This window comes from Flavobacterium solisilvae (genome assembly GCF_012911605.1).
GTDB lineage: Bacteria > Bacteroidota > Bacteroidia > Flavobacteriales > Flavobacteriaceae > Flavobacterium > Flavobacterium solisilvae.
Genome location: NZ_JAAMPT010000209.1, coordinates 83,716 through 107,558, shown reverse-complemented (window position 1 = coordinate 107,558; position 23,843 = coordinate 83,716). Strand labels below are relative to the sequence as shown.

24 protein-coding genes are annotated in these 23,843 nt (G+C 33.1%); 8 read left to right on the top strand and 16 right to left on the bottom strand.

Going from position 1 to position 23,843, the window contains the following annotated elements; genetic code table 11:
* Window positions 1-9: 9 nt before the first annotated feature.
* The 4 genes from G6042_RS12805 to G6042_RS12790 are packed head-to-tail and all read right to left on the bottom strand — an operon-like array spanning window position 10 to window position 3,503.
* On the bottom strand, window positions 10-1,506 hold the full coding sequence (locus G6042_RS12805) for a PH domain-containing protein (RefSeq protein WP_169524841.1): 1,497 nt from the start codon (window positions 1,504-1,506) through the stop codon (window positions 10-12).
* The gene (locus G6042_RS12800) at window positions 1,503-2,018 is read right to left on the bottom strand and encodes a PH domain-containing protein (RefSeq protein WP_169524840.1); all 516 of its coding nucleotides are present in this window, start codon (window positions 2,016-2,018) and stop codon (window positions 1,503-1,505) included. Before G6042_RS12800 ends, G6042_RS12805 begins: the two co-directional genes overlap by 4 nt.
* A 44-nt stretch (window positions 2,019-2,062) precedes the next feature.
* On the bottom strand, window positions 2,063-2,650 hold the full coding sequence (locus G6042_RS12795; protein ID WP_169524839.1) for an outer membrane beta-barrel protein: 588 nt from the start codon (window positions 2,648-2,650) through the stop codon (window positions 2,063-2,065).
* 13 nt (window positions 2,651-2,663) lie between these two features.
* Window positions 2,664-3,503 (bottom strand): 1,4-dihydroxy-2-naphthoyl-CoA synthase, encoded by an 840-nt coding sequence (locus G6042_RS12790; RefSeq protein ID WP_169524838.1) that lies wholly within the window; start codon window positions 3,501-3,503, stop codon window positions 2,664-2,666.
* Window positions 3,504-3,634: 131 nt separating this feature from the next.
* Between G6042_RS12790 and G6042_RS12785 the strand changes: the two genes are divergently transcribed.
* Window positions 3,635-4,714 (top strand): C1 family peptidase, encoded by a 1,080-nt coding sequence (locus G6042_RS12785; RefSeq protein ID WP_169524837.1) that lies wholly within the window; start codon window positions 3,635-3,637, stop codon window positions 4,712-4,714.
* Window positions 4,715-4,744: 30 nt separating this feature from the next.
* Here the strand turns inward: G6042_RS12785 and ygiD are convergent, their stop codons facing one another.
* Complete coding sequence (ygiD, locus tag G6042_RS12780) at window positions 4,745-5,575, bottom strand: 4,5-DOPA-extradiol-dioxygenase (protein ID WP_449404253.1); 831 nt, start codon at window positions 5,573-5,575, stop codon at window positions 4,745-4,747.
* 188 nt (window positions 5,576-5,763) lie between these two features.
* Here ygiD and G6042_RS12775 point away from each other — a divergent pair, with 188 nt between their 5' ends.
* The 7 genes from G6042_RS12775 to G6042_RS12745 all read left to right on the top strand — a co-directional run bounded on the left by G6042_RS12775 (window position 5,764) and on the right by G6042_RS12745 (window position 10,642).
* Window positions 5,764-5,928, top strand: a complete 165-nt coding sequence (locus G6042_RS12775) for a hypothetical protein (RefSeq protein WP_169524835.1) — start codon at window positions 5,764-5,766, stop codon at window positions 5,926-5,928.
* 45 nt (window positions 5,929-5,973) lie between these two features.
* Window positions 5,974-6,393 (top strand): hypothetical protein, encoded by a 420-nt coding sequence (locus tag G6042_RS12770; RefSeq protein ID WP_169524834.1) that lies wholly within the window; start codon window positions 5,974-5,976, stop codon window positions 6,391-6,393.
* 49 nt (window positions 6,394-6,442) lie between these two features.
* Window positions 6,443-6,919 (top strand): response regulator transcription factor, encoded by a 477-nt coding sequence (locus G6042_RS12765; RefSeq protein WP_235933314.1) that lies wholly within the window; start codon window positions 6,443-6,445, stop codon window positions 6,917-6,919.
* 81 nt (window positions 6,920-7,000) lie between these two features.
* Entirely contained in the window at window positions 7,001-7,531 is a 531-nt protein-coding gene (locus G6042_RS12760; RefSeq protein ID WP_169524832.1) for a DUF4199 domain-containing protein, read from the top strand.
* Between the two features lie 182 nt (window positions 7,532-7,713).
* Complete coding sequence (locus G6042_RS12755; protein ID WP_169524831.1) at window positions 7,714-8,277, top strand: NfeD family protein; 564 nt, start codon at window positions 7,714-7,716, stop codon at window positions 8,275-8,277.
* A 10-nt stretch (window positions 8,278-8,287) separates the two neighbouring features.
* Window positions 8,288-9,808, top strand: a complete 1,521-nt coding sequence (locus G6042_RS12750; RefSeq protein WP_169524830.1) for a flotillin family protein — start codon at window positions 8,288-8,290, stop codon at window positions 9,806-9,808.
* 159 nt (window positions 9,809-9,967) lie between these two features.
* Window positions 9,968-10,642: a GDSL-type esterase/lipase family protein gene (locus tag G6042_RS12745; RefSeq protein WP_169524829.1), complete on the top strand. Its 675-nt coding sequence runs from the start codon at window positions 9,968-9,970 to the stop codon at window positions 10,640-10,642.
* 122 nt (window positions 10,643-10,764) lie between these two features.
* Here G6042_RS12745 and acs read toward each other — a convergent pair whose 3' ends face one another.
* The 11 genes from acs to G6042_RS12690 form a co-directional block, all read right to left on the bottom strand.
* Window positions 10,765-12,672 (bottom strand): acetate--CoA ligase, encoded by a 1,908-nt coding sequence (gene acs, locus G6042_RS12740; RefSeq protein ID WP_169524828.1) that lies wholly within the window; start codon window positions 12,670-12,672, stop codon window positions 10,765-10,767.
* A 98-nt stretch (window positions 12,673-12,770) separates the two neighbouring features.
* On the bottom strand, window positions 12,771-14,702 hold the full coding sequence (locus G6042_RS12735) for an acetate--CoA ligase (protein ID WP_317168106.1): 1,932 nt from the start codon (window positions 14,700-14,702) through the stop codon (window positions 12,771-12,773).
* A 57-nt stretch (window positions 14,703-14,759) separates the two neighbouring features.
* Window positions 14,760-15,125: a response regulator transcription factor gene (locus tag G6042_RS12730; protein ID WP_169524826.1), complete on the bottom strand. Its 366-nt coding sequence runs from the start codon at window positions 15,123-15,125 to the stop codon at window positions 14,760-14,762.
* Between the two features lie 19 nt (window positions 15,126-15,144).
* The gene (locus tag G6042_RS12725) at window positions 15,145-17,844 is read right to left on the bottom strand and encodes an ATP-binding protein (RefSeq protein ID WP_169524825.1); all 2,700 of its coding nucleotides are present in this window, start codon (window positions 17,842-17,844) and stop codon (window positions 15,145-15,147) included.
* Window positions 17,845-18,094: 250 nt separating this feature from the next.
* Window positions 18,095-18,310 (bottom strand): DUF6814 family protein, encoded by a 216-nt coding sequence (locus tag G6042_RS12720; RefSeq protein WP_169524824.1) that lies wholly within the window; start codon window positions 18,308-18,310, stop codon window positions 18,095-18,097.
* A gap of 11 nt (window positions 18,311-18,321) precedes the next feature.
* Window positions 18,322-19,860, bottom strand: coding sequence for an MFS transporter (locus G6042_RS12715; RefSeq protein WP_169524823.1), 1,539 nt, complete (start codon window positions 19,858-19,860; stop codon window positions 18,322-18,324).
* Window positions 19,861-19,887: 27 nt separating this feature from the next.
* Complete coding sequence (locus tag G6042_RS12710; protein ID WP_169524822.1) at window positions 19,888-21,267, bottom strand: porin; 1,380 nt, start codon at window positions 21,265-21,267, stop codon at window positions 19,888-19,890.
* A 97-nt stretch (window positions 21,268-21,364) separates the two neighbouring features.
* The gene (locus G6042_RS12705; protein ID WP_169524821.1) at window positions 21,365-21,784 is read right to left on the bottom strand and encodes an IS1/IS1595 family N-terminal zinc-binding domain-containing protein; all 420 of its coding nucleotides are present in this window, start codon (window positions 21,782-21,784) and stop codon (window positions 21,365-21,367) included.
* A gap of 228 nt (window positions 21,785-22,012) precedes the next feature.
* Window positions 22,013-22,357: an Hpt domain-containing protein gene (locus G6042_RS12700; protein WP_169524820.1), complete on the bottom strand. Its 345-nt coding sequence runs from the start codon at window positions 22,355-22,357 to the stop codon at window positions 22,013-22,015.
* Window positions 22,357-22,968: a fumarylacetoacetate hydrolase family protein gene (locus G6042_RS12695; RefSeq protein WP_169524819.1), complete on the bottom strand. Its 612-nt coding sequence runs from the start codon at window positions 22,966-22,968 to the stop codon at window positions 22,357-22,359. The genes G6042_RS12700 and G6042_RS12695 overlap by 1 nt, the downstream gene beginning before the upstream one ends.
* 6 nt (window positions 22,969-22,974) lie before the next feature.
* Window positions 22,975-23,751, bottom strand: coding sequence for a 3'-5' exonuclease (locus tag G6042_RS12690; RefSeq protein ID WP_169524818.1), 777 nt, complete (start codon window positions 23,749-23,751; stop codon window positions 22,975-22,977).
* Between the last annotated feature and the right edge of the window lie 92 nt (window positions 23,752-23,843).

Sequence of the window (23,843 nt, the reverse complement as noted above, 5' to 3'; positions counted from 1 at the left end):
TATTTTATATCAATTCCAATTACTATCTTTTTTTTCAATTTGGTATAACCAAAGATTGACATATTGATTGATTTTTTTAAAATTGCCTAGTTGAAAATTCACATTTCCTCCTGCGGTATGTATCGTCAATGACCCAATATTCAAACTTTTATGCCAAAACAATTGTGATGTTGTAATGGCTTGTATTTTTTCTATTTTAATAATTTCGTTATCTATATCCCAAGCACCGCTTTGCATAATTACATGTTTATCATTTATATGCAAACTATTGTTTTTAAACCCAAACAATAATCCGATAAATATAAAAACAGTATAAAATACCGCAATACTTTTGTATTCAAAAATGGAATTGACAAACCAATTACCTATCGTTAAATAAGCAGTTAAAGGTAATACAATTAATATAAAGATTGAAAATAGAAGTTTACGAAAATTTGGTTTTAATTTTTCTCCTTTTTCTGGGATTTCATTAAAAATTAATTGCAGAATTTCATCTCGCTCTATCTCGTTACAACCCGGAATTTCAATGATTGCTTTGTCTTTCTTGGTTTCGTCACTAATGGTTTGCTTGATGCTGATTTCAAGGATTTTTAGCTTTTTCTGGAAAAAATTTCGTGTAATTTTCACTATTTGAACTTTTTCTGGCTTTAAAATCGTGCTTTGCGTAGCGATTAATCCATAAGACATGATGAGCGAACCTTTTTGCTTAGCGATTTTAAAACCGTAATATTTTACCAATGTTCTAACGATATTGACGATGAAAATTACCGTAAACAATAACAATATCGCTACTAAAACCGAATAAACAGCGGTATAATTTGCAATAAAATCTTCCACTTTGCTTCCATCGATCAATTCATCTGCGCCAGCATGATTGAGATTTTCATAAATCGTAAAGAAAAAAGTCAACAACAAACCGATACTTTTGGCATAATTGGACGTAATTCCAACTTTTAGCAAACTGATTAAATCAATTTTCAGGAATGGCTTGTCCTCAATTTCTCTTTCAACCTCAACTGAATTATCAATAACTTCAACTCGTTCGTTATCCAAAAGCTTTGATTTTAAAGCCATGGCAACTTCTTTTGAAACAGCATTGATTACGGCTTCTTTTTCTTCACTTCCAGCAGAATCAATGTTAACTTGATACACATCAACTATTCGATGAATGATGTTTTGTTTTAGATTAACTTGTTGGATTTTATGTAATTGTACAACCGTTTTTGTTTTGTTCAAAATGCCGTGTTGCACAATGAATTCATTTTGCTCTTCATCAATATAAAAAGTAAAAGTTCGGTATTTTAAATACGAATAAACGCCGAAACCCAATAAAACCAAGACGAAAATTCCAATTCCCCAAAAAATATCCGTTGCTTTTCCTTTCAGAAAAAAAATGATAAGTACAATCCACATCGCTTTCATAAATTCGAAAAGCGAATTGGCAAACAAGACAAGTAAACCTGTTTTGGATTGTCTTTGAGGTGTTGAAAATTCGGATTTTATCATAGTTGCTTTTGAATTTTACCCATTAGCAACTGCTTGATATCTTCGGCTTGCTCTTTTTTAATTCCTGGAATTGATACATCACTAGAATCGCCGCCAGCAGTGAAGATTTCTACTTTTGCTAAATCAAAATAACGAGAAATAAAACCTTCGTGTAGCGCAACATGTTGTACTCGATTGTATGGAATAATCATCGTGTTTGTGGCTAAAATTCCGCTTCGATAGATTACATCGTGTTCTCTAAAAGCGAAACCTCTTTTTTTAAATGAAATGCGACACAACAGAAATGTAAAACCTAAAAACAAAATATAAACCAATCCGAAAAGCCAAGCAATGGAATGAATTTCTTCAACAAAATAGATAATTACGGCTAAAACAACTCCAATAATTAGAAAAGTTGCCACAATATTGAATAAAATTACATTCCAATATTTTGATTGCAACGCATTCAAATTTACCGCTTCATATCTTGGTAAAGCTGAAATATCAATTGGTTCGTTGGTAAAGTTTTCCATTTTTAATATTAGATTTTAGATATTCATTTGTTTATCAGAAATAGTTAAAACTTAAAACCAATTCCTATTTGAATATAATGAGTTTTTGACGAACCCGACATAGAATCTGTATCGAAAGCAACATATCTGTAACTTCCTTCTGCAAAAAGCACATCACTAAAATGATATCTTAAACCTGGATTTAAACTTATTCCGTTAAAGTTGTATTTCTTTGATTGATTTGGATTAAATACTGGATCAGGATTTGACCCCACAAAAAACTCGTCAAAATCAATTTTATAACTAAAAAACGAATACCCTAAATTAAAAAATGGTCTTAGTTTAGCATTAAAAGCGTTTACTTCTATTCCAATATTAGGATTAAAAACCAAAGCGTCATTTTTGAAAAAATTACTGCTTTCTTGTAAATAATCCAACCCTAAACCTGCGGAAACACTAACCTTTTCATTTTGATAAAACGAATAACGAGCATCCAAACCAATAATTCCACTGTATTCATGGTTTACAAGACTACCATCATCTAAATTACCGATATAATGCAAACTCACAGAAAATTTTGACTTATTCTTTACATCTTGCGAAAATGAAACGAACGAACTCAACAACAATACACTTAAAACTAATTTCTTCATTTTTTTATATAAATTATGGTAACCACTTTTTATCAAAGTTAGGTTTTCTTTTTTCTAAAAATGCATCGCGACCTTCTTTAGCTTCATCAGTCATATACGCTAAACGTGTAGCTTCGCCAGCAAAAACTTGTTGTCCAACCATTCCGTCATCGGTTAAATTCATGGCGAATTTTAGCATTTTGATAGATGTTGGCGATTTTGCCAAAATCTCTTGCGCCCATTCATAAGCTGTATCTTCCAACTCAGCATGCGGAATTACGGCATTTACCATTCCCATTTCGAAAGCTTCTTGAGCGGAATAATTTCGACCTAAAAAGAAAATTTCACGTGCCTTTTTCTGTCCGACCATTTTAGCCAAATACGCCGAACCATATCCGCCGTCAAAACTCGTTACATCGGCATCGGTTTGTTTAAAAATGGCGTGTTCTTTACTTGCTAAAGTTAAATCGCAAACGACATGAAGCGAATGTCCGCCGCCAACAGCCCAACCTGAAACAACGCAAATCACCGCTTTTGGCATAAAACGAATTAATCGCTGTACATCCAAAATATTCAATCTATGATAACCATCATCACCTACATAACCTTGATGACCACGCGCTTTTTGATCGCCACCAGAACAAAACGACCAAATTCCATCTTTAGAACTCGGACCTTCGGCAGAAAGCAAAACAACACCAATCGATGTATCTTCTTGTGCATCGTGAAAAGCTTGTAATAATTCGGCTGTAGTTTTTGGACGAAAAGCGTTGCGAACATCAGGTCGATTGAAAGCAATTCGCGCTACGCCATTGCATTTTTTGTAGGTTATATCTTCAAATTCTTTGACAGTTACCCAGTTGATTGTACTCATATTAGTATCTGATTTTTAAATTTACAGTTCTTATTATTTAGTTAAAAAAAACAGCTTACTGATGAAAACTATTATTTTAGCGTAAAAATAAACGATTTTACCCTTAAAACTAAACTATCTATTGTAATATTATGAATAAATTTTCTCTGTATTTGGGAGTTTTATCCCTAAGCTTTGCTTCCTATTCGCAGCAATATGATTTCCAAACCATTAAAGAAATAAACTGTTTACCTGTAACTTCGCAAGGAATTACTGGAACTTGCTGGAGTTTTTCGAGTACATCATTTCTTGAAGCCGAAATCATTCGCACAACTGGACAAAAAGTAGATTTATCCGAAATGTATAATGTTCGTTTTACTTATTTGGCGAAAGCCGAAAATTATGTAATGCGACAAGGAAAAGCACAGTTTGGCGAAGGCGGATTAAACCACGATGTTATCAATAGTGCTAAAAAACACGGACTTGCAACCGAAGCGGTTTTTAGTGGAAAACTTTCTGCTGATGCCAAACACGATCATTCAAAAATGGTTGGTGAACTTGAGCTAATTGTTAGAAAAGCGGTAGCCGAAACACCATTAAAATATCCAAATTGGAAAGAAGATTACAACGCTGTTTTAGACAAATATCTTGGTAAAATTGACGCTGTAAAACCAACTGATGCAAAAGAATACAAAATCAATTTAAACGATTATGTAACGATTACTTCTTTCAATCATGCGCCATTTTATTCGAAATTTATTTTGAATATTCCTGATAATTTTTCGAATGAAAGCTTTTACAATGTTACTTTAGATGAATTTATTCAAAACATTAACAATGCATTAGATAAAGGATTTACTTTAGCATTAGATAGCGATGTAAGTGAAGAAACTTTTTCGGGTAAAAATGGTATTGCGGTAATTCCTCAAAATAGCGATGATGTAAAGACTATTTTAACCGAAATCAAACCTGAAAAACAAATCACGCAAGAATATCGTCAGGCGGAATTTGAAAATTACAATACGGTTGATGATCACTTGATGCACATTGTTGGAAAAGTGAAAGACCAAAAAGGAAACATTTATTACAAAGTAAAAAACTCTTGGGGAACGAATTCTGGAAAAGATGGTTTTATGTACATGAGTGTTCCTTTTATAAAACTCAAAGCAATCTCTGTTATGCTTCATAAAGATGGTTTGACAAAACAAACCCGAAAAGCATTGAATATTTAATAAAAAAGGAAGCAAATGCTTCCTTTTTTGTTATCCTATTTTTACTGAAGTCATCGTCAACGAACCACCAACAGCTTTATCGTTAAAAAATGAAATTTCGTCTTTACCGTTTTGCAATCCTAAAGTATAAAGCAACGGATAATAATGATCTGGCGTTGGAATTGCCAATTTTGCTGCCGTTCCAAGCGATTGATAATTAATTAATGATTTGAAATCGTTATCCGTGATTTTCTGTTTGAATAATGAATTCATTTCATTCGCCCAATCAAAACCATATTCTGGCTCGTTGAGTTTATCCCAAGCTACCATTCTCAGATTATGTACCATATTTCCGCTACCGATAATCAAAACACCTTTTTTTCGCAATGAAGCTAGTTCTTTTGCTAAATCATAATGATATTGTGGTGGCTTATTGTAATCAATACTTAATTGCAATACCGGAATATCAGCATCGGGATACATGTGTCGAACGACTGTCCAAGTTCCATGATCCAAACCCCAATCATGATCTAAACCAACATGAGTTGAAGTAATCAACTTTGCCGTTTCTTCCGCTAAAATTGGATTTCCTTTTGCTGGATATTGTACATCAAACAATGCTTGAGGAAAACCTCCAAAATCATGAATGGTTTTAGGATTTTCCATTGCAGTAATATGTGTTCCTTTTGTCAACCAATGTGCCGAAACGACCAAAACTGCTTTTGGACGAGGAATTTCTCGACCTAATTTTGCCCATTTTTGCGAAAACTCATTGTCTTCTATTCCGTTCATTGGCGAACCGTGTCCAATAAAAAGAACTGGCAACTGAACATCTGTTTCCTTTAACTCTTTTGACCAATTATATAATGGTGTTAATGCCATAGCGGTTGTTCCTCCTATTATTGCTTTTATAAAATCTTTGCGCTGCATGATTTTAATATTTGTATATACAAATGTATAAATAATTCGCATCTGTAACATGTAAATATTTGTTAAATGTTTAGAATAAATTAAAATCTAAATAATGTACAATTAACATAAAAATGGTACCTTTAATAAAAATAAAATTAATGGAAAATAATATCTTCTTTTTCGGAATTATTGCGGTTGTATTGATTGTTTTAATCATATTCTTGGTTCGTCAAAATCAGAAAGACAAAGAAAAATTAGAAGAATATCTAAACAACGAAAACTCTTTTATTGACAAAGAAGACAACGAATTAAATGACGATTAATCTAAATTTTGTTTTATTTTTACGTTTATTAAATAAATTTAAAGAATGAAGCTCAAGATTTTTCTATTCGTTTTCTTCATTGGAATTACAACTGCTTTTAGTCAAACTATTGACGAAAAATTTGTTGCTGGCAAATGGAAAGTAAAAAAAGCTATCGTTACTAAAAACGGAGAAAATCCCGAAATCTTAGAACTTTTAGATGGTTTCCAAAAAGCAACTTATGTTTTTAATGCTAATCACACTTTTGAATTTTCAACTACGAGTAAATCCAAAATGATAGAACAATTGGGAAACATTTTCAAGAAAAACGAATGGTATTTTGATGCCAATAAAAAACAGCTTCGTGTTGGTCATAACGACGACAACTACTCCAACATTATTTTTCACATAAAAATTGAAGACAAAAAAATCATTTTTACAATAGAAGATACTTTCATCGAAATGGTTATGAAGAAAGTCAAATAGATTTTTACTGAAATTATTTCACTATTTTTGGGTAACCAAATAAATGATTTTGCAAAAAATTAAACAAAACAAAGAACTTATTAGTTATGCAATTGCAATGGCGATTTTGTTGCTATTGCTTCGATTATTGGAATACAAATTTCTTGTTTTAGAATATAAAGTCGAAATCTACGCTGGAATTATAGCAATCATTTTTCTATTAATTGGTATTTGGGTTGCCAATAAAGTTACCAAACCCAAAGTTGAAACTGTAGTCGTTGAAAAAGAAGTTAAAATCTTTCAAGACAATTTTTCTATAAACACCGAAGCGATTGAAACCTTAAAAATCAGTAGTCGTGAATTGGAAGTTTTACAACTAATGGCAAAAGGTTTGAGCAATCAAGAAATTGCCGATGCGCTTTTTGTTTCTTTGCATACGATTAAAACGCACAACGCTAATTTGTTTGAAAAACTAGACGTAAAACGCAGAACACAAGCGGTTGAAGTGGCAAAAAAACTCCAAATCATCACTCCTACTTTAGCGTGATTTTAGCAAAATCATACTAAAGAATGAGCCAAAATACTATTCAAAAAACCAATTTTGCTTCCTAATCAAAAATCTTTTATTATGAGAAAAATTATTATCACTTATGGATTAATTGCGGGAATTATTGTGGCTTCGTTCATGTTCTACAGCACGTATTCCTATATAACTGATCCAACATTTGAGCCAAGCATGATTATTGGCTATACTGGAATGTTGGTTGCCTATGTTTTTGTTTTTTTGGGAATTAAAAATTATCGCGATAAGCAAAACAACGGTTTCATTTCCTTTGGAAAAGCCTTAAAAATTGGCTATTGGATTTCGTTTATTGCAGCAACAATGTATGTTGGCGTTTGGTTGATTGAATATTACTGTTTCTTCCCCGATTTTATGGATAAATATGTAGAAACGGCAATCAACAAACTCGACAAAGCGACTTTAACTGCCGCAGAAATTAAAGCAGAAACCGATAAATTAAATATGTATAAAGAACTATACAAAAACCCAATTTGGGTAATTTTGATTACCTATTCCGAAGTTTTAGTTCCAATAGGTTTATTAGTTCCATTGATTTGTGCTTTAATCTTGAAGAAAAAACCGTCGACCAACGAATAAAGAAGCTTCTTTCCATCACTCAAAAATTTACAATTGCGGAAAATCATTTTTTATGGTTTTCCGCATTTTTTTTGAAAAAACACCAAAAAAACATCAGTTTTAAGCAAAAAACCCGTTTCTTTTTTGTATTTTGTAACCTTTTGAAGAAAGAAGCGTATAATCAAAACTATAAACCAATTACTATGACATTTTTTGAAAACCTTGAACCATTACTCAGAGCGTTTTGGTATATCGCTTTGCCAGTAAGTTTGTTTTTTTTGCTCCAAACCATTATGACTTTTGCTGGTTTTGGCGGAGCTGATGTTGAAACCGATATTGAAACTGAAGGTCACGACATTGGCGATGCACCTTTTGAATTATTCACACTTCGTAATCTTATTAATTTCCTATTAGGATTTAGCTGGAGCGGAATTTCATTTTACAATTCTATCGAAAACAAAACCGTTTTAATCGTCGTTGCAACAGTCGTTGGAGCTAGTTTTGTTGCTTTATTTTTCTTCATTATTAAGCAAATGATGAAACTTAACGAAAATAACTCTTTTTCACTAGACAAAGCCATCGATAAAACCGCAACAGTATATCTTTCTATTCCCGAAAAAAAATCAGGGAAAGGTAAAATTCAAATCAGTATCAACGGTTCATTTCACGAATTAGAAGCTTTAACCGAAAACGACCGAATTGAAACTGGCGTAGTCGTTTCTGTGACTAAAATTGAGAACAATATCCTAATTGTAGAAAAAATTTAATCCTTTATATATGCAACAAATCATTATTATCGTCGTTTTAGTCTTTGTGCTTTTTGTAACTATTACAGCACTAATTTCGCGTTACAAACGTTGTCCTTCGGATAAAATATTAGTTATCTATGGAAAAACTGGTGGAACTTCTGCTAAATGTGTTCACGGTGGCGGAGCTTTCATTTGGCCAGTTATTCAAGATTATGCTTTCTTAGATTTAAAACCTATTTCTATTGAAGCCAATTTGACCAACGCACTTTCTAGACAAAATATTCGTGTTGATGTTCCGTGTCGATTTACCATTGCCATTTCTACTGAAACCGATAGTATGAATACGGCTGCCGAGCGTTTGCTTGGTTTAGCACCAGAACAAATTCAGGAATTGGCAAAAGATATTCTTTTTGGTCAGTTACGTTTGGTTATTGCTACGATGACGATTGAAGAAATAAATTCCGACAGAGATAAATTCTTGGATAATATTTCTAAAAACGTAGATTCTGAATTGAAAAAAATCGGTTTGAAATTGATTAACGTAAACGTTACCGATATCAAAGACGAATCGGGTTATATTGAAGCATTAGGAAAAGAAGCTGCTGCTAAAGCGATTAACGAAGCTAAAATTTCGGTTGCTGAGCAAGAAAAAATCGGGGAAACCGGAAAAGCAATGGCAGACAGAGAAAAAGACGTCCAAATTGCAGAAACACATCGTGATCGTGACGTAAAAATTGCGATTACTAATAAAGATAGAGAAGTAAGTATTGCAGCTGCATTTAAAGACGAAAGTATTGGTAAAGCTGAAGCACAAAGAGATACGCGTGTCGCAACATCTGAAGCGAATGCTATTGCTATTCAAGGAGAAAACGAAGCAAAAATTGCCATTGCACAATCAGAAGCAACTCGTCGTGAAAAAGAAGCAGAAGCATTGCGTATTGCTTTAGCATCAGAAAAAGTTCAAAGTGCAAAAGCTTTAGAAGAATCGTATGTTGCAGAACAAAAAGCCGAAGCTGCTCGTGCTGAAAGAGAACGTTCTACACAAAATGCAAACGTGGTTATTCCGGCAGAAATTGCAAAACAAAAAGCCATCATCGAAGCTCAAGCCGAAGCCGAAAGAATTCGTGAGCAAGCAAAAGGTGAAGCCGATGCGATTTATGCAAAAATGGAAGCTGAAGCAAAAGGTTTATATGAAATCTTAACCAAGCAAGCCGAAGGTTACAAAGAAGTTGTAACTGCTGCTGGTGGTGATCCAACGAAAGCATTCCAATTATTGTTAATCGAAAAATTACCTGAATTAGTTAAAACTCAAGTTGAAGCCGTTAAAAATATCAAAATTGATAAAATTACCGTTTGGGATTCGGGAAATAATACCGATGGAAATGGTTCAACAGCCAATTTTGTTTCAGGAATGATGAAAACCGTTCCGCCATTGAACGATTTATTTAATATGGCTGGATTGAATTTGCCAACCTATTTAAAAGGTGAAAATGTTGCTGAAGAAGTAAAACCAGTTGACGAAAAGCCAACAAATACAGAAGAAATTTAAAAACTTCTGAATTAAACCAAAGCTTCATTATTTCTTACAAAAGGATAATTTAGTCTTTAAAAAAGTTTGCCAAATAATTAGTAGAAAAGAACAATTTTTACTTTTTGTTTGGCCTTTTTTATTACTTTTAATTCATAAACTTTTTGACTCTCTTTACTAATGAAAATATACAATTCGCTATTCGCTTTTTTTCTGCTGATTTCCAATTTGATAATTGCACAAACTAACCCAATTGAAGATTGGGCAAACCTAAAAAAATATGAAGCAGAAAATAAAACTGTTAAGCCAATGAAAAATGCAACCGTATTGATGGGCGATTCTATAACTGAATTCTGGAAACCAACTAGTCCTGATTTTTTCAAGAAATATCCTTTACTCGACCGAGGAATCAGCGGACAAACAACTTCGCAAATGTTGCTTCGGTTTGAGCAAGATGTAATTCAATTGAAACCATCAACAGTTGTAATTTTAGCCGGAATTAATGATATTGCAGAAAATACTGGTCCAATTACGCTTGAAGAAATTTTCGCCAATATTAAAAACATGGTTGAAAAAGCTAAAGAAAACAAAATTAAAGTTGTTTTGTGCTCCGTTTTACCAGCTAATAATTTCTATTGGAACACAAAAATTCTTCCTGCCGATAAAGTAATCATGCTAAACAAAATGATTAACGAATATGCTATCAAAAACAAAATCACCTACGTTGATTATTATTCAAAAATGGTTGATGATAAAAAAGGTTTACAAAAAATATATGGTGAAGATGGTGTTCATCCTAATGCCGAAGGATATAAAATCATGGAAACTTTACTTTTGAAAGCACTTCCGTTTTAAAACAAATATAGTCATGAAAATAAACATTACCCTTTTCATTTATTTCGTTTTTCAAATAGGTTTTAGTAAAAAGAATAAAAATTAATGCTGCTTCGAGTATTTAGAAATAAAAAAAAGGAAGCTTAAAGCTTCCCATTTTTAATTTCTTCCACAATTTCTGGATTTAGTAAGGTTGAAATATCCCCAAAATTAGAGAAATCGCCTTCGGCTATTTTGCGTAAAATTCTACGCATGATTTTACCCGAACGAGTTTTTGGCAATCCGGAAACAAACTGAATTTTATCCAATTTAGCAATTGGTCCTATTTGATCTGAAATCAGTTGATTGATTTCTTTTGCTAAATTATCTTGGTTACGGCTTTCTCCTGTTTCTTTCAAAATTACAAATCCATAAAGTGCATTTCCTTTTACATCGTGTTGGAAACCAACAATTGCGCTTTCCGCTACCGCTGGATGTTCATTTATAGAATCTTCAATTGGCGCTGTTCCAAGGTTATGTCCCGAAACAATAATCACGTCATCAACTCGACCTGTAATTCTGTAATAACCTACTTCATCACGCAATGCGCCATCGCCTGTGAAATATTTCCCTGGAAAAGCCGTAAAATAAGTTTCTCTATAACGTTGATGATCACCCCAAATGGTTCTGGCGATTGACGGCCAAGGAAACTTAATGCATAAACTTCCGGTAACTTGATTTCCTTCAATTTCGTTTCGCAATTCATCCATCAAAACAGGTTGAATTCCCGGTAACGGTAATGATGCATAAGTAGGTTTTGTAGGTGTTACAAACGGAATTGGTGAAATCATAATTCCTCCGGTTTCTGTTTGCCACCAAGTATCTACCAATGGACATCTTTTTCCTCCAACATGATCATTGTACCAATGCCAAGCTTCTTCATTGATAGGTTCTCCAACCGAACCAATCACTCGCAATGATTTCAAAGGGTATTTTTGAATATAATCTATGCTTTCTTTTGCCAAAGCACGAATAGCTGTTGGCGCCGTATAGAACTGAGTTATTTTATGTTTTTCAATTACATCCCAAAAACGACTGAAATTAGGATAAGACGGAACACCTTCAAAAATTACAGTTGTTGCGCCATTTAATAATGGTCCATATAATATATAAGAGTGACCTGTAATCCAACCGATATCAGCAGTACACCAATAAATATCATTTTCCTCGTAGTTAAAAATATTCTTGAACGTATAAGCTGTGTAAACCATATATCCGGCAGTAGTATGAACCATTCCTTTTGGCTTTCCTGTTGAACCTGATGTATAAAGAATGAACAAAGGATCTTCGGCATCCATGATTTCAGCAACACTATTCCCGATAGCAGCATCCAATAATGGTTGTAACCATAAATCACGACCTTCTTTCATATTGACAATCGTGTTGGTTCTTTTGGCTACCAAAACTTTCTCTACTGTAGGACATTTTTCAAGTGATTCGTCCACAATTCCTTTTAAATCAATGGACTTATTACCACGGTAGCTTCCGTCTGATGTGATAACCATTTTACATTCGCAATCATTGATTCGCGCAGCAACTGCCGAAGCCGAAAATCCTGCAAAAATCACCGAATGTATAGCTCCAATTCTGGCACAAGCCAAAACAGCCACTGCTAATTCAGGTATCATTGGTAAATAAATACAAACTCTGTCGCCTTTTTTAACACCTTGATCACGAAGTACATTTGCCATTTTTGCAACTCTTACATACAATTCGTTATAGGAAATATGCAAAGCTGGTTCGTCAGGATTATTAGGTTCAAAAATGATTGCGGTTTTGTCGCCACGTCTAGCTAAATGCCTATCGATACAGTTTTTAGTAATATTTACTTTAGCATCAATAAACCAACGGAACTTGGCTTCTTGAAAGTCAAAATCGAATACTTTTTCCCATTTTTGATACCAAGTAAAGTTTTCATCGGCTATTTTATCCCAAAATTTTCTCGGCTCGCGAACCGATTTTTTATACATTTTGAAATAGTGTTCTAAATTCTGTATTTTATAATAACTCATTGTTAATCTCCTTTTTTAATCGTTTGATATTGTAAATATAAATATTCTATGAATGTCATTTTATTTTTTGTTGCAAAATAAATATATATAGTTATTAACTATTTGAATGAACCAATTTTTGCTTTTACAAATTCTTCTCTCACTTCATCAATAATTGCTTCATCATCAATGGTTGATGGAATTTGGAATTTTTCTCCATCGGATATGCTTCGCAAAAGTTTACGTAAGATTTTACCCGAACGAGTTTTTGGTAATCGCTGAACTAAAACTACATCTCGTAAAGAAGCAACCGCTCCAATTTTTTCTCTGACTAATTGTACTATTTCATATTGCAATTGAAAATGTTCTATATTTTCGCCAAATTTTGTGACTACTAGAGCTAACGGTATTTGTCCTTTCAGTTCATCATTAATTCCGATCACAGCACATTCAGCAACTGCTTGATGTGATGCTACAATTTCTTCCATTTCGGCAGTTGATAATCGATGTCCTGCAACGTTTATCACATCATCTACTCTACCGGTAATAAAAATATAACCATCATCATCTTTAAATCCACCATCACCGGAAAAATAATAACCTGGAAATTTAGTCAAATAACCTGCTTGAAAGCGTTCATTATCATTCCAAATATCCAATAACGTTCCTGGTGGCAAAGGCAATTTGATTACAACATAACCTTCTTCATTTGCTCCAAGTTCCTGACCATTTTCTCCCAAAATCTGAATATCATAACCCGAAACTGCTTTACCTGACGAACCTGGTTTTATCGGTAAATATTCAACTCCCATCATATTAGCAATCATTGGCCAACCTGATTCTGTTTGCCACCAATGATCGATTGCCGGAATTGGAATATGTTTTTGATACCATTCTAACGTAGCTACATCACATCGTTCGCCTGCTAAAAACTGAGTTCGCAAACTTGAAATATCATATTGTTTGATGAATTCACCATTTGGATCTTCTTTTTTAATGGCACGAATGGCCGTTGGTGCCGTGAACATCGCGCTTACTTTATGCTCAGCAACAACTCGCCAAAATGTACTCGAATCTGGCGTTTTTATCGGTTTTCCTTCAAAAACTATCGTGGCATTTCGATTAATTAACGGTCCGTAAACTATGAAACTATGACCAACAACCCAACCAACATCTGAAGCTGCCCAAAAAACCTCATCGGGTTTTACGCCGTAAATTTTTTGCATCGAAAATTTTAAAGCAACAGCATATCCAGCGGTATCACGAACAATTCCTTTTGGTTTTCCTGTTGTTCCCGATGTATATAAAACATACAACGGATGTGTCGTTTCTACCGGAACGCAAGGAACTTCTTCCGAACCGTAAACTAACGCATCATAATCGACATCGTATTTCTTAAACGGAATTCTTGCTCCTAATTTTCGGTTTAAAACCACTACTTTTTTAGGTTTATGTTCAGCCAATTCAATGGCTTCATCCACCAAAGGTTTGTAGGCAATCAATCGATCAATCTCAATTCCCGACGAAGCTGTAAGAATAACTCGTGGTTTGCAATCATCAATACGAATCGCTAATTCATGTGGAGCAAACCCGCCAAAAACAACCGAATGCGTTACTCCTATTCTAGCACAAGCCAACATGGCAAAAGCCGCTTGTGGAATCATTGGCATATAAATAACTGCTGTATGTCCTTTTTTTAGTCCTAACGATGTTAAACCTCCGGCTAATCTTGCCACTTCTGATTTTACTTCGTTGAATGTATATTTTTTTACCGTTTGTGTAACCGGAGAATCATAAATGATAGCGGTTTGTTCGCCATATCCGTCTTGAATGTGTTTGTCCAAAGCTAAATAACATGCATTTAATATTCCGTCTTTGTACCATAATGGATAACCAGTTTCATCGTTGGAAAGAATTTGCTCCGGTTTAGCAAACCAATCAATTTCATTAGCCTGTTCTGTCCAAAATTTTTCAGGGTTTTCGATACTTTTATTGTAAAATTCTTGATAGTTCATTTTGTTAATTGTTAGTTCAGTTGTGAATGTAGTTATGGAATCCTATTCGGTTTGAATAAGACAAATTCATTATTTTTAATTGTTTATTTTGGGTTAAATTCCTAGCAGTTCGTTTACTTGTTCTACTACTTTTTTGATGGAAAAAGGTTTGGTTAAATAGGCATCGGCACCAAGTGTCATTCCTTTTTCTATATCGCTTTCTTTATTTTTTGCCGAAAGAAAAAGAACTTTGCAATGATTTAATTCTTCGTTCTTTTTAATTTGTTCCAATGTTTCAAATCCATCAACCAAAGGCATCATAATATCCAGAATAATAACATCGGGAAAATGAGTTTTTAAAATATCCAATGCTTCCTGTCCGTCACGAGCAATGAATACTTCAAAATTATTTTTCTTAAAAGTATATTCCAATGACATTACAATATTAGGCTCATCGTCAACTATTAAAATCTTCTTCATATATAGATTTGTTACTACATTAATTGATTATTGTTGCTTTTTTTGGTAAGGTAAAAGTAAGACAAGCACCGCCAGTGGCATTATTTCTTGCCCAAATTTTGCCTTTATGATGCTCGATTATTTGCTTACAAATTGCCAATCCCAAACCGCTACCAATTGGTTTTTTAAAATTTTGATTGGTTGACTGATAAAATTTATCAAAAATTGCTTCAAAATCACTTGACGCAATTCCTTTACCGTTGTCGCTTACTTCTATTTGCAAGTAATCGTGTTTATCATAAACAGCTAAGGTAATCAATCCGTTGGTTTCTGCACAAAATTTAATCGCATTAGAAACCAAATTCGTTATTACTTGAACAATTCGGTCTTCATCATAATCAGCTTTCAGATTTCTATTTCCTTCAATGTGAACCAAAATATCTTTATTCGTAATTAATTGTTGCAATGGTTCGATGGAATTTTCAATCGTTTCAATAATCAAATTATTCGAAAAGTTAACTTTTTGTCTTCCGGTTTCAAATTTTTCCAAATCGAGGATTTTATCAATCAACCTATTTAATCTATCTGATTCAGAAATAATGTTTTGTAAGAATTGTTTTTTGAGTTCTTCGGGAATTTCATCATCGTCGTGCAAAATTTCGCTGGAAGCTCGAATAGCGGTGATTGGCGTTCGCAATTCATGAGTTACTGTGTCCAAAAACTCGTCTTTTTGTTTGTCTTTTTCCATCAACGAAAGATTAGCTTCATGCAGTTTGGCTGAAATTTCTTTTAATTCATTGGACGTTTCGGTTAATTTTTTGTTGATAATGATGTTTTCTTTGGATTCTTCTAAAATCTTCAACACTTCGGGTAACGTAATTTTCTCTTCTTTTACTACACTTGAAATCAATATTTTAGCCGAAGCTGTTCCAATATGTCCTGTTAATAAATTTTCGGAGAATTTGATTAAACGAGCATCCGCCAATTCTTCATTCTTATCTACATTGTATTTGAGATTGAAGATATTCATTGCACGTTTTGTTCTTTCTTCGCCTAAAAATCTCACTAAAACTTTCTCAATATCTGTTCTATAAGCTGTTCCTCGCCAAACGAATGCATTTTCATGCATATTGATGTATTTATTGATGTCCAAGAACATTTCGGCATAATTTCGTTCTCTGTAATTTCCTTTAAAACTAACCGAAACCGCAATAAATGTCATAAAATTGAATAACAAACTCCAAAATAACGCATGTGGAATTGGATCGAGATAATCTAATCCGAAAAGTTGTAATGGTTTTAATAATTTTATTCCAAACAATCCTTCAGTAATAAAAGAAGTATCGGCTCGAGTTATTCCGATGGCATAAGGAATTAACAACGTATATAAGCAAATAATAAAACCAACTATTAATCCCGAAACGGCACCGGTTCTTGAACCTCTTCGCCAAAATAATGCTCCAAAAAATGATGGTGCTAATTGAGCAATAATTACAAAAGCAACCATTCCGATAGAAACCAAATTATAATCGAGAGCAAAAACACGATACAAGAAATAAGCAATGATAATCATCGAAAAAATCCCTATTCGTCTAATGTTTACAATCTTTTTATTGATGGTTGATTGTTCGTTATTTTGCAATCTTCCTAGTAATCCATACGGAATAATTAAGTTATTACTCACCATTGTTGAAAGTCCGATAGAAGAAACCACAATCATCGAAATTGCTGCGGAAAATCCTCCGAGAAAAACCATTACCGTTAATGTTTCATTTCCTAAAAACTGAGGAATTAGTAATGAATACATATCGGAATTTGCATTTTGACCATCAAACATGATATTTCCACCCCAAGCTATTGGAAACACAAAAATATTGAATAACAAAAGGTATAAAGGAAACAGCCAAATAGCTGTATTGACATGACTTTCTCTTGTATTTTCTATTACTGAAACCTGAAACTGTCTTGGCAACAAAAACATGGAAAATAAAGAAAGTACGCACAGAAAAAACCAGTTTATGGCTTGAGGCAAACCTCCAACCGTATTCTTTTTATGGAAATTTTCCAATAATGAAGCTTTGGCATAAATATCATCGAAACCATCAAAAACAAAAAATGTGACATATACACCAATGATGATAAAAAATACCAATTTTAGAATACTTTCTAATGCAACAGCTGTTACAATTCCTTTTCTTTTCTCGGAAGCATCGACATATTTTGTTCCGTAAATTGAAGCAAAGATTGCTAATGCAAATGCAATATAAGTTGTACTATCATCAAAAACATAGGTTCTTGCTTTGGTATTAGTTACAATGTGAAATGTTTCGGCTATGGCTTTCAGTTGCAATCCGATATAAGGTAGAATTCCAAAAAGGCAAACAATCGTAACTAAAGCTCCGAGAAAACGACTGTTTCCATAGCGAAGCGAAATAAAATCGGCAATGCTGGAAACTTTGTTTACTCTGGAAATTCGGATGATTTTTTTCATCAAAATAATCCAAGTAGGAATAATAATTATTGGTCCAAGATAAATGGGAATATAACTTAATCCTGAATCGGCTGCTACACCAATACTACCATAATACGTCCAAGCTGTACAATAAATTGCTAACGAAAATGAATAAACATAAGGATTGTTTACCCATTTTGAATTTCCTCTTTTTTCTGCCCAATTGGCAATTAAAAAAAGAATTCCAAGGTAAATCCCTAATATGATTAACAATCCTAAACTACTCATAATAGCGTTTTAGCAAAATATAGGACAACAGTATAGAGAACAACCATACCGAAAAAATGTAAACATAAATAACCGGTATTCCCATACAACTTTCTGAACTGTCAAAAAGTAATAAAATAGGAAGATTTAACCCTATTAAAAGGATTAGTGAAATGATTACAAATTTTTGTTGATGTCTTTGTTTCATAATTCTAAAAACCACAAGCTCTTATAAAAAGAGCTCATGGAAAATAACCAATCAATTTATTAACTAATCTTCATATTCGTTGGTTAAGGCGTACCAACCAAAAATGGTCAATCCGGTAACAACCATTGGCAATAATATAAAAAATACTATAATTCCAAATACCAAATCGTCTTGTTTTCCTGTGGTTAATTTGTAACCAAATATCCCAATGGAAAAATAGGCAACTGCAATTGCTAATGCAATCCAAACAATACCTAAATATTTTTTTAATGCGTTCATAATCTTATCTTTTAGTCGTGAAGTGTATTAATTTTTCTGTCGATGTAAATCATTCCAATAACAAAACAAACTGCCGCTATTGCAATTGGATACCATAATCCTTCGAGATAAAACTCAGGATCGCCGGCTTCTTTAGCATTGGTTACAAAATAGGTTGAAATAGCAGGAAGCAAACCTCCAAAAATTCCATTACCTACGTGATATGGCAACGACATTGATGTATATCTAATTTTTACTGGGAACATTTCTACCAAGAATGCTGCAATTGGTCCATAAACCATCGTTACAAAAATAACTTGAATAAATACCATAAAGACCAAAAACCATTTATCGGCACTATTGATTGTTTTTGTAACTTTAGTATCAACTTTTTCTTTTCCTTTATCATCAACCATCAATTTTCCGTTTTCAAAATGCTTGGTTTTGATTTCTTCCACTAAAGTTCCATCGGTATAAGCTTTTGTAGTAGTATAAACAGAGTCAATCTTTGTAGCGTCGATTTCTTTCAAAGACGGAACTACTTTAGTTTGTTCTGCTATTTCTACTTTTTTGGTTAAATCGGTAGAATCATACATTGCTCTATAAATTGGTCTGTATAGTAAAATAGCCAACAACATTCCCGCCATCATAATTGATTTTCGTCCCCATTTATCACTCAACCATCCGAAGAATACGAAAAACGGCGTTCCTAAAATTAATGCAATACCAAGTAACATATCCACTTGAGAAGAATCAATACTCTGAACTGTTTTCAAGAAATTCATCGCATAAAATTGTCCTGTGTACCAAACAACTCCTTGTCCCATTGTTGCTCCAAATAATGCTAAAAGAACAAATTTCAAATTGTATTTGTTGCCAAAACTTTCCTTCAATGGATTGGTTGCTGTTTTTCCTTCGGCTTTAGCTTTGGCAAAAACTGGGGATTCATCCATATTTTTTCTAATCAAATAAGAAACATACACCATCAAAATAGAAACCCAAAACGGAACTCTCCAACCCCAATCGTCGAAGGCTTCTTTAGATAACAGACTTTTTGTGATTAAAATTACCATCAGCGAAATGAATAAACCAACTGTTGCAGTTGTTTGAATCCAAGAAGTCCAATAGCCTTTTTCGCCTTTTGGTGCATGTTCAGCTACATAAGTTGCCGCTCCGCCATATTCACCTCCAAGGGCTAAACCTTGCAGCAAACGAAGAATTAAGACCAATACTGGCGCTAAAAATCCAATACTTTCATAACTTGGAATACATCCAATGACAAAAGTTGCTCCACCCATCAACATTAAGGTTACCATAAAGGTATATTTTCTTCCGATTAAATCGCCTAATCTTCCGAAAAATAATGCTCCAAACGGACGCACCACGAAACCTGCTGCAAAGGTTGCTAATGTTGACAAGAAAGCTGCTGTTGGATTATCAGACGGGAAAAATTTTGTTGATAAAACAACGGCTAAACTTCCGAAAATATAGAAGTCATACCATTCAATCATCGTTCCCATTGAGGAAGCGGATATTACTTTCCAAATTCCTTTTTTTGAATTGTTGCTCATAGTATATAATTTTTGGTTTGATTAATTTTATAAATAAATTTGAAGTTGTAGCGTAAACTCTCCTTTTGAACTGTCTTTGTTTCCAATCGCTGTATAAACAGGTCTAGTTGAATATTGAGCTGTTACTTTTGCATGATGTCCGTCAAGAAGCAAGTTAGTTCCAAAATCAAATTGAGAACTTGGTGCATCCAATCGTTCAAAGTTTTTATATGTATAAGCAGCAAATGGTTGTACTCTTACTTTTGGTTTATCCACAGAAGAAGGTAAAAGTACTCCAGCTTGTGTGTACCAAATATTCCCTGTTCCAATAGTAGGTTGTGCATTTCCTGCTCCAGCCAAAGCCGGTGTTCCAGTAAAAGTTGGGTCAACCGATGAAACATTCATAATTCCAATGTTTCTTAAATAATTTGGTCCAAAATCGAAATTATAGAAAACACTATAAGCTGTTACTGCTGCTTTGTTTTTTGCTGTTCCAAACGGCATGTCTAAAAAGGTATCTACTGCAAATAAATTAATATTGTGCTTTTTAACTTCTCCAGCTACTGAAGTTCGGGTAGCATCTGGTGCGGAATAAAACCCGGCACCAACATTGAAAACTCTTTTTGTTCCTAAATATGTTCCTACTTTGAACGGAAGGAAATTAGATTCCTGGTCTAAAAATTGATATTCAAAATAACCTGCTTTTGACCATTGTGTATTTCCACTATTATCAACTGCTATTGCTGCATCTGCTGTTGGCACATCTGCTGGAGCTAAATTAGTAGCAAAAGGTTTGTTGAAACTTATACGATATTCTAATTTACCATATTTTCCTTTGGCAAAAAGTCCAATTTGACGCGCAAATTGGTCGGAGTTTTCTATTAACGGCCAATTAAAAATAGGTGCATCAACTGTTAAAAAATTAAGTGTTGAAGCCATTGTCATTCGTGACAATCCCATAAAATAATGCAATCCGCCACCAAGAGAAAGACAGAAATTCTTTGATTCTTCGGGAAGTACTACAGCATATTCGTTCCATGCATCATGAAAAAACAATCCTGGTTTTTTTCCTCCACCATAACCTCCAGTTCCCGATGTTCCAGATGCTCCACCATTGGTAAATGTTTGATTATTTATACCAAAATGTGTCATAACCATATAGCGCTTTGAAATTTGAGCATACGCCAGAAAACGTAATCGTCTGTTTCCAATATCAAAACTGGAAGAAGCCGATTCTCCATTTATAGCCGATCCCGAATTATTATCTGTTGATCTTAGCCATACTTGATTCCATGCTATCACACGCATATACTTTGAACCATCTGGATTAATATTAATTTTTAAACCTGAACCGTAATCTGTAGAACCCTGAGCAAAGCTTAGCTTGGCTAATAACAGCAGCACTACACTTAATGCCAATTTTTTCATTTTAATTTATTGGTTTTAGTTAGTTTTTGGTTCAGCCAAATTCCAATAAATCATTGATGAAAAAAATTATGATATATAATTTTGTTAACTACTATAGTTAATCTTTAAATCGCTCCCATTTTATTAGCATAAATTTATCGCCTAACTCAGTTATAATCATCCCAGCACCTTTCAAAACTTCTTTGTTTTTCAAAAACTCTACCAGTTCTAAATGATTGTATATCTTATAGGTTGGATGATAATCAGTGTGATTGGGTTTTGAAATTTTGTACTCTTTCACCCAATTGCTTACCGTAACATGAGAAACACCTATAATTCGTTCTATTTCTCTATAACTTAAACCTTCAAGATACAGCTGAAGTGCTTTGGTCACGTAGTAACTATCTATCTTTTTACCAAGTTTATTGACCGTGAAATAATAATTACATTTTTTACACAAAAACCTTTGTCTGTCTTTGATTATACCACTTTTTACAATAGTGTTACTTTGACATTTAGGACAGCTAAAAACCTCCATATATATAAATTTTGCATAAATATACTATTTTAGCAAATATATAAAAATAAATAATTAATTTTTTTTACACAATAATTACACATTATTCATTTTTATTAGTATTTTATTGAGTAGTACATAATTTTAAGAGGTTTTATGTCTTATGTAAAAAACAGAAGAAAAAAAGAATAAAAAAAGGAACTACAATTTGTAGCTCCTTTGTTAAAAGTCAAAAAAACAATGAAACTTTTATATTTCAAAATCTTTTTTTATTTCTTTTACTGCTTTTTCAACTTGACTTTGGATACTTTTAAAAGTATCTTCAATTTCTTTACGCTTTCCTTCTCTTTTTGTCCAAGCTTCCACCTGAAGAATTTCTTCAAAAGCTACAGTCATTCCCAATAAATCTAATGTTGGTTTTATTTTATGAGCGAAACTGTAAGCTAATTTGTGATCTTTACTGTCAATTCCTATCTCGATTTGTTTCATATCTTCAGGAACTTCGGTTACGAACAATGTGATAATTTGTAATACAAACTCAGGATCGTTATCTGATAGTTCATATACTTTTGCTAGGTTGTAGTTTATTGCCATTATTTTATATATAAGCTAAATAGTTTTTTGTCGTTTATAAATCCTTCTAAAACATCTTTTTCAGATATTTTTGCAACGCCTTCTGGTGTTCCGGTAAAAATTATATCTCCTTTTTTTAATGTAAAATACTGAGAAACATAAGCAATTAGTTCATCAATTTTCCACAACATTTGGCTTGTATTTCCTTTTTGAACGGATTTTCCATTATTTGTTAACTCAAAATTAATATTTTCTAACGAAGTAAAAGAATTTTTCGGTAGAAAGTCACCAATAATCGCTGAACCGTCAAAAGCTTTTGATTTTTCCCATGGCAGACCTTTTTCTTTAAGTTTATTCTGTAAATCTCTTGCCGTAAAATCGATACCTAAACCTATTTCGTCATAATATTTATGAGCAAATTTTTTATCGATATATTTTCCAACTTTAGAAATTTTGACCAAAATTTCAACTTCGTGATGAATTTCGTTGCTAAATTCAGGAATAATAAATGGTGCTTTAAATGGTAATATTGCTGTATCGGGTTTTAAAAAAATAACAGGTTCACTTGGTCGTTCATTTTTTAATTCCTCGATATGGCTTGCATAATTTCTACCAATGCAAATTATTTTCATAACAGATTATGTCAATTTATTGTTTAATTTTTTGAGTTTGATTGCTGTTAGCACTTTTTTTGTATATAATGGAAAATCTGCATTTTGTATCCATCCAAAATAACCAGGTTCTTTATCAAAAACCTCTTCAACCAACGCACCTTTATGCTTTCCGAAGGTAAATATTTCTTGACCTTTGTCATTTAAAGCAATAAATCCTGCAAAATCAACTGACTTTTTTCGAGTTGTAAACTCTGAAAGTGATTTTATATCATTTTCTAAATCTTCATATCTATCGAGTTGCGCTTTAAGAATTTCGTAGGTTGCCATAGTATCAGCTTCGGCAGAATGTGCATTTTCTAGTGTTTGATTGCAGTAAAATTTATAGGCAGCTGAAAGTGTTCTTTCTTCCTTTTTATGAAAAATAGTTTGAACGTCAACAGAAACTCTATTTTTCATATCAAAATCAACTTCGGCTCGAAGTAATTCTTCTGCCAATAGTGGAATATCAAATCTATCGGAATTAAATCCTGCCAAATCAGAATCTTTAATCATTGCATATATTTGGCTAGAAAGTTCTTTAAAAGTAGGTTCGTTTGCTACTTTCTCATTGGTAATTCCATGAACTGCTGTAGATTGTGCCGGAATTGGAATAGTTGGATTTACTAACCAAGTTTTGCTTTCTTTATTTCCGTTAGGATATACTTTAAAAATTGCTATTTCAACAATTCTATCTTTGGCTACTTCAATCCCTGTTGTTTCGAGGTCAAAAAAGCAAATTGGTCGTGTGAGTTTTAATTCCATTCTAAAAAATTATGTTTGAACAAATATAAAGTTTTGATTTCAGTTTTGTTTTTATTGATAAAAAAATCCCGCTATTTGCGGGAAAATTTTAT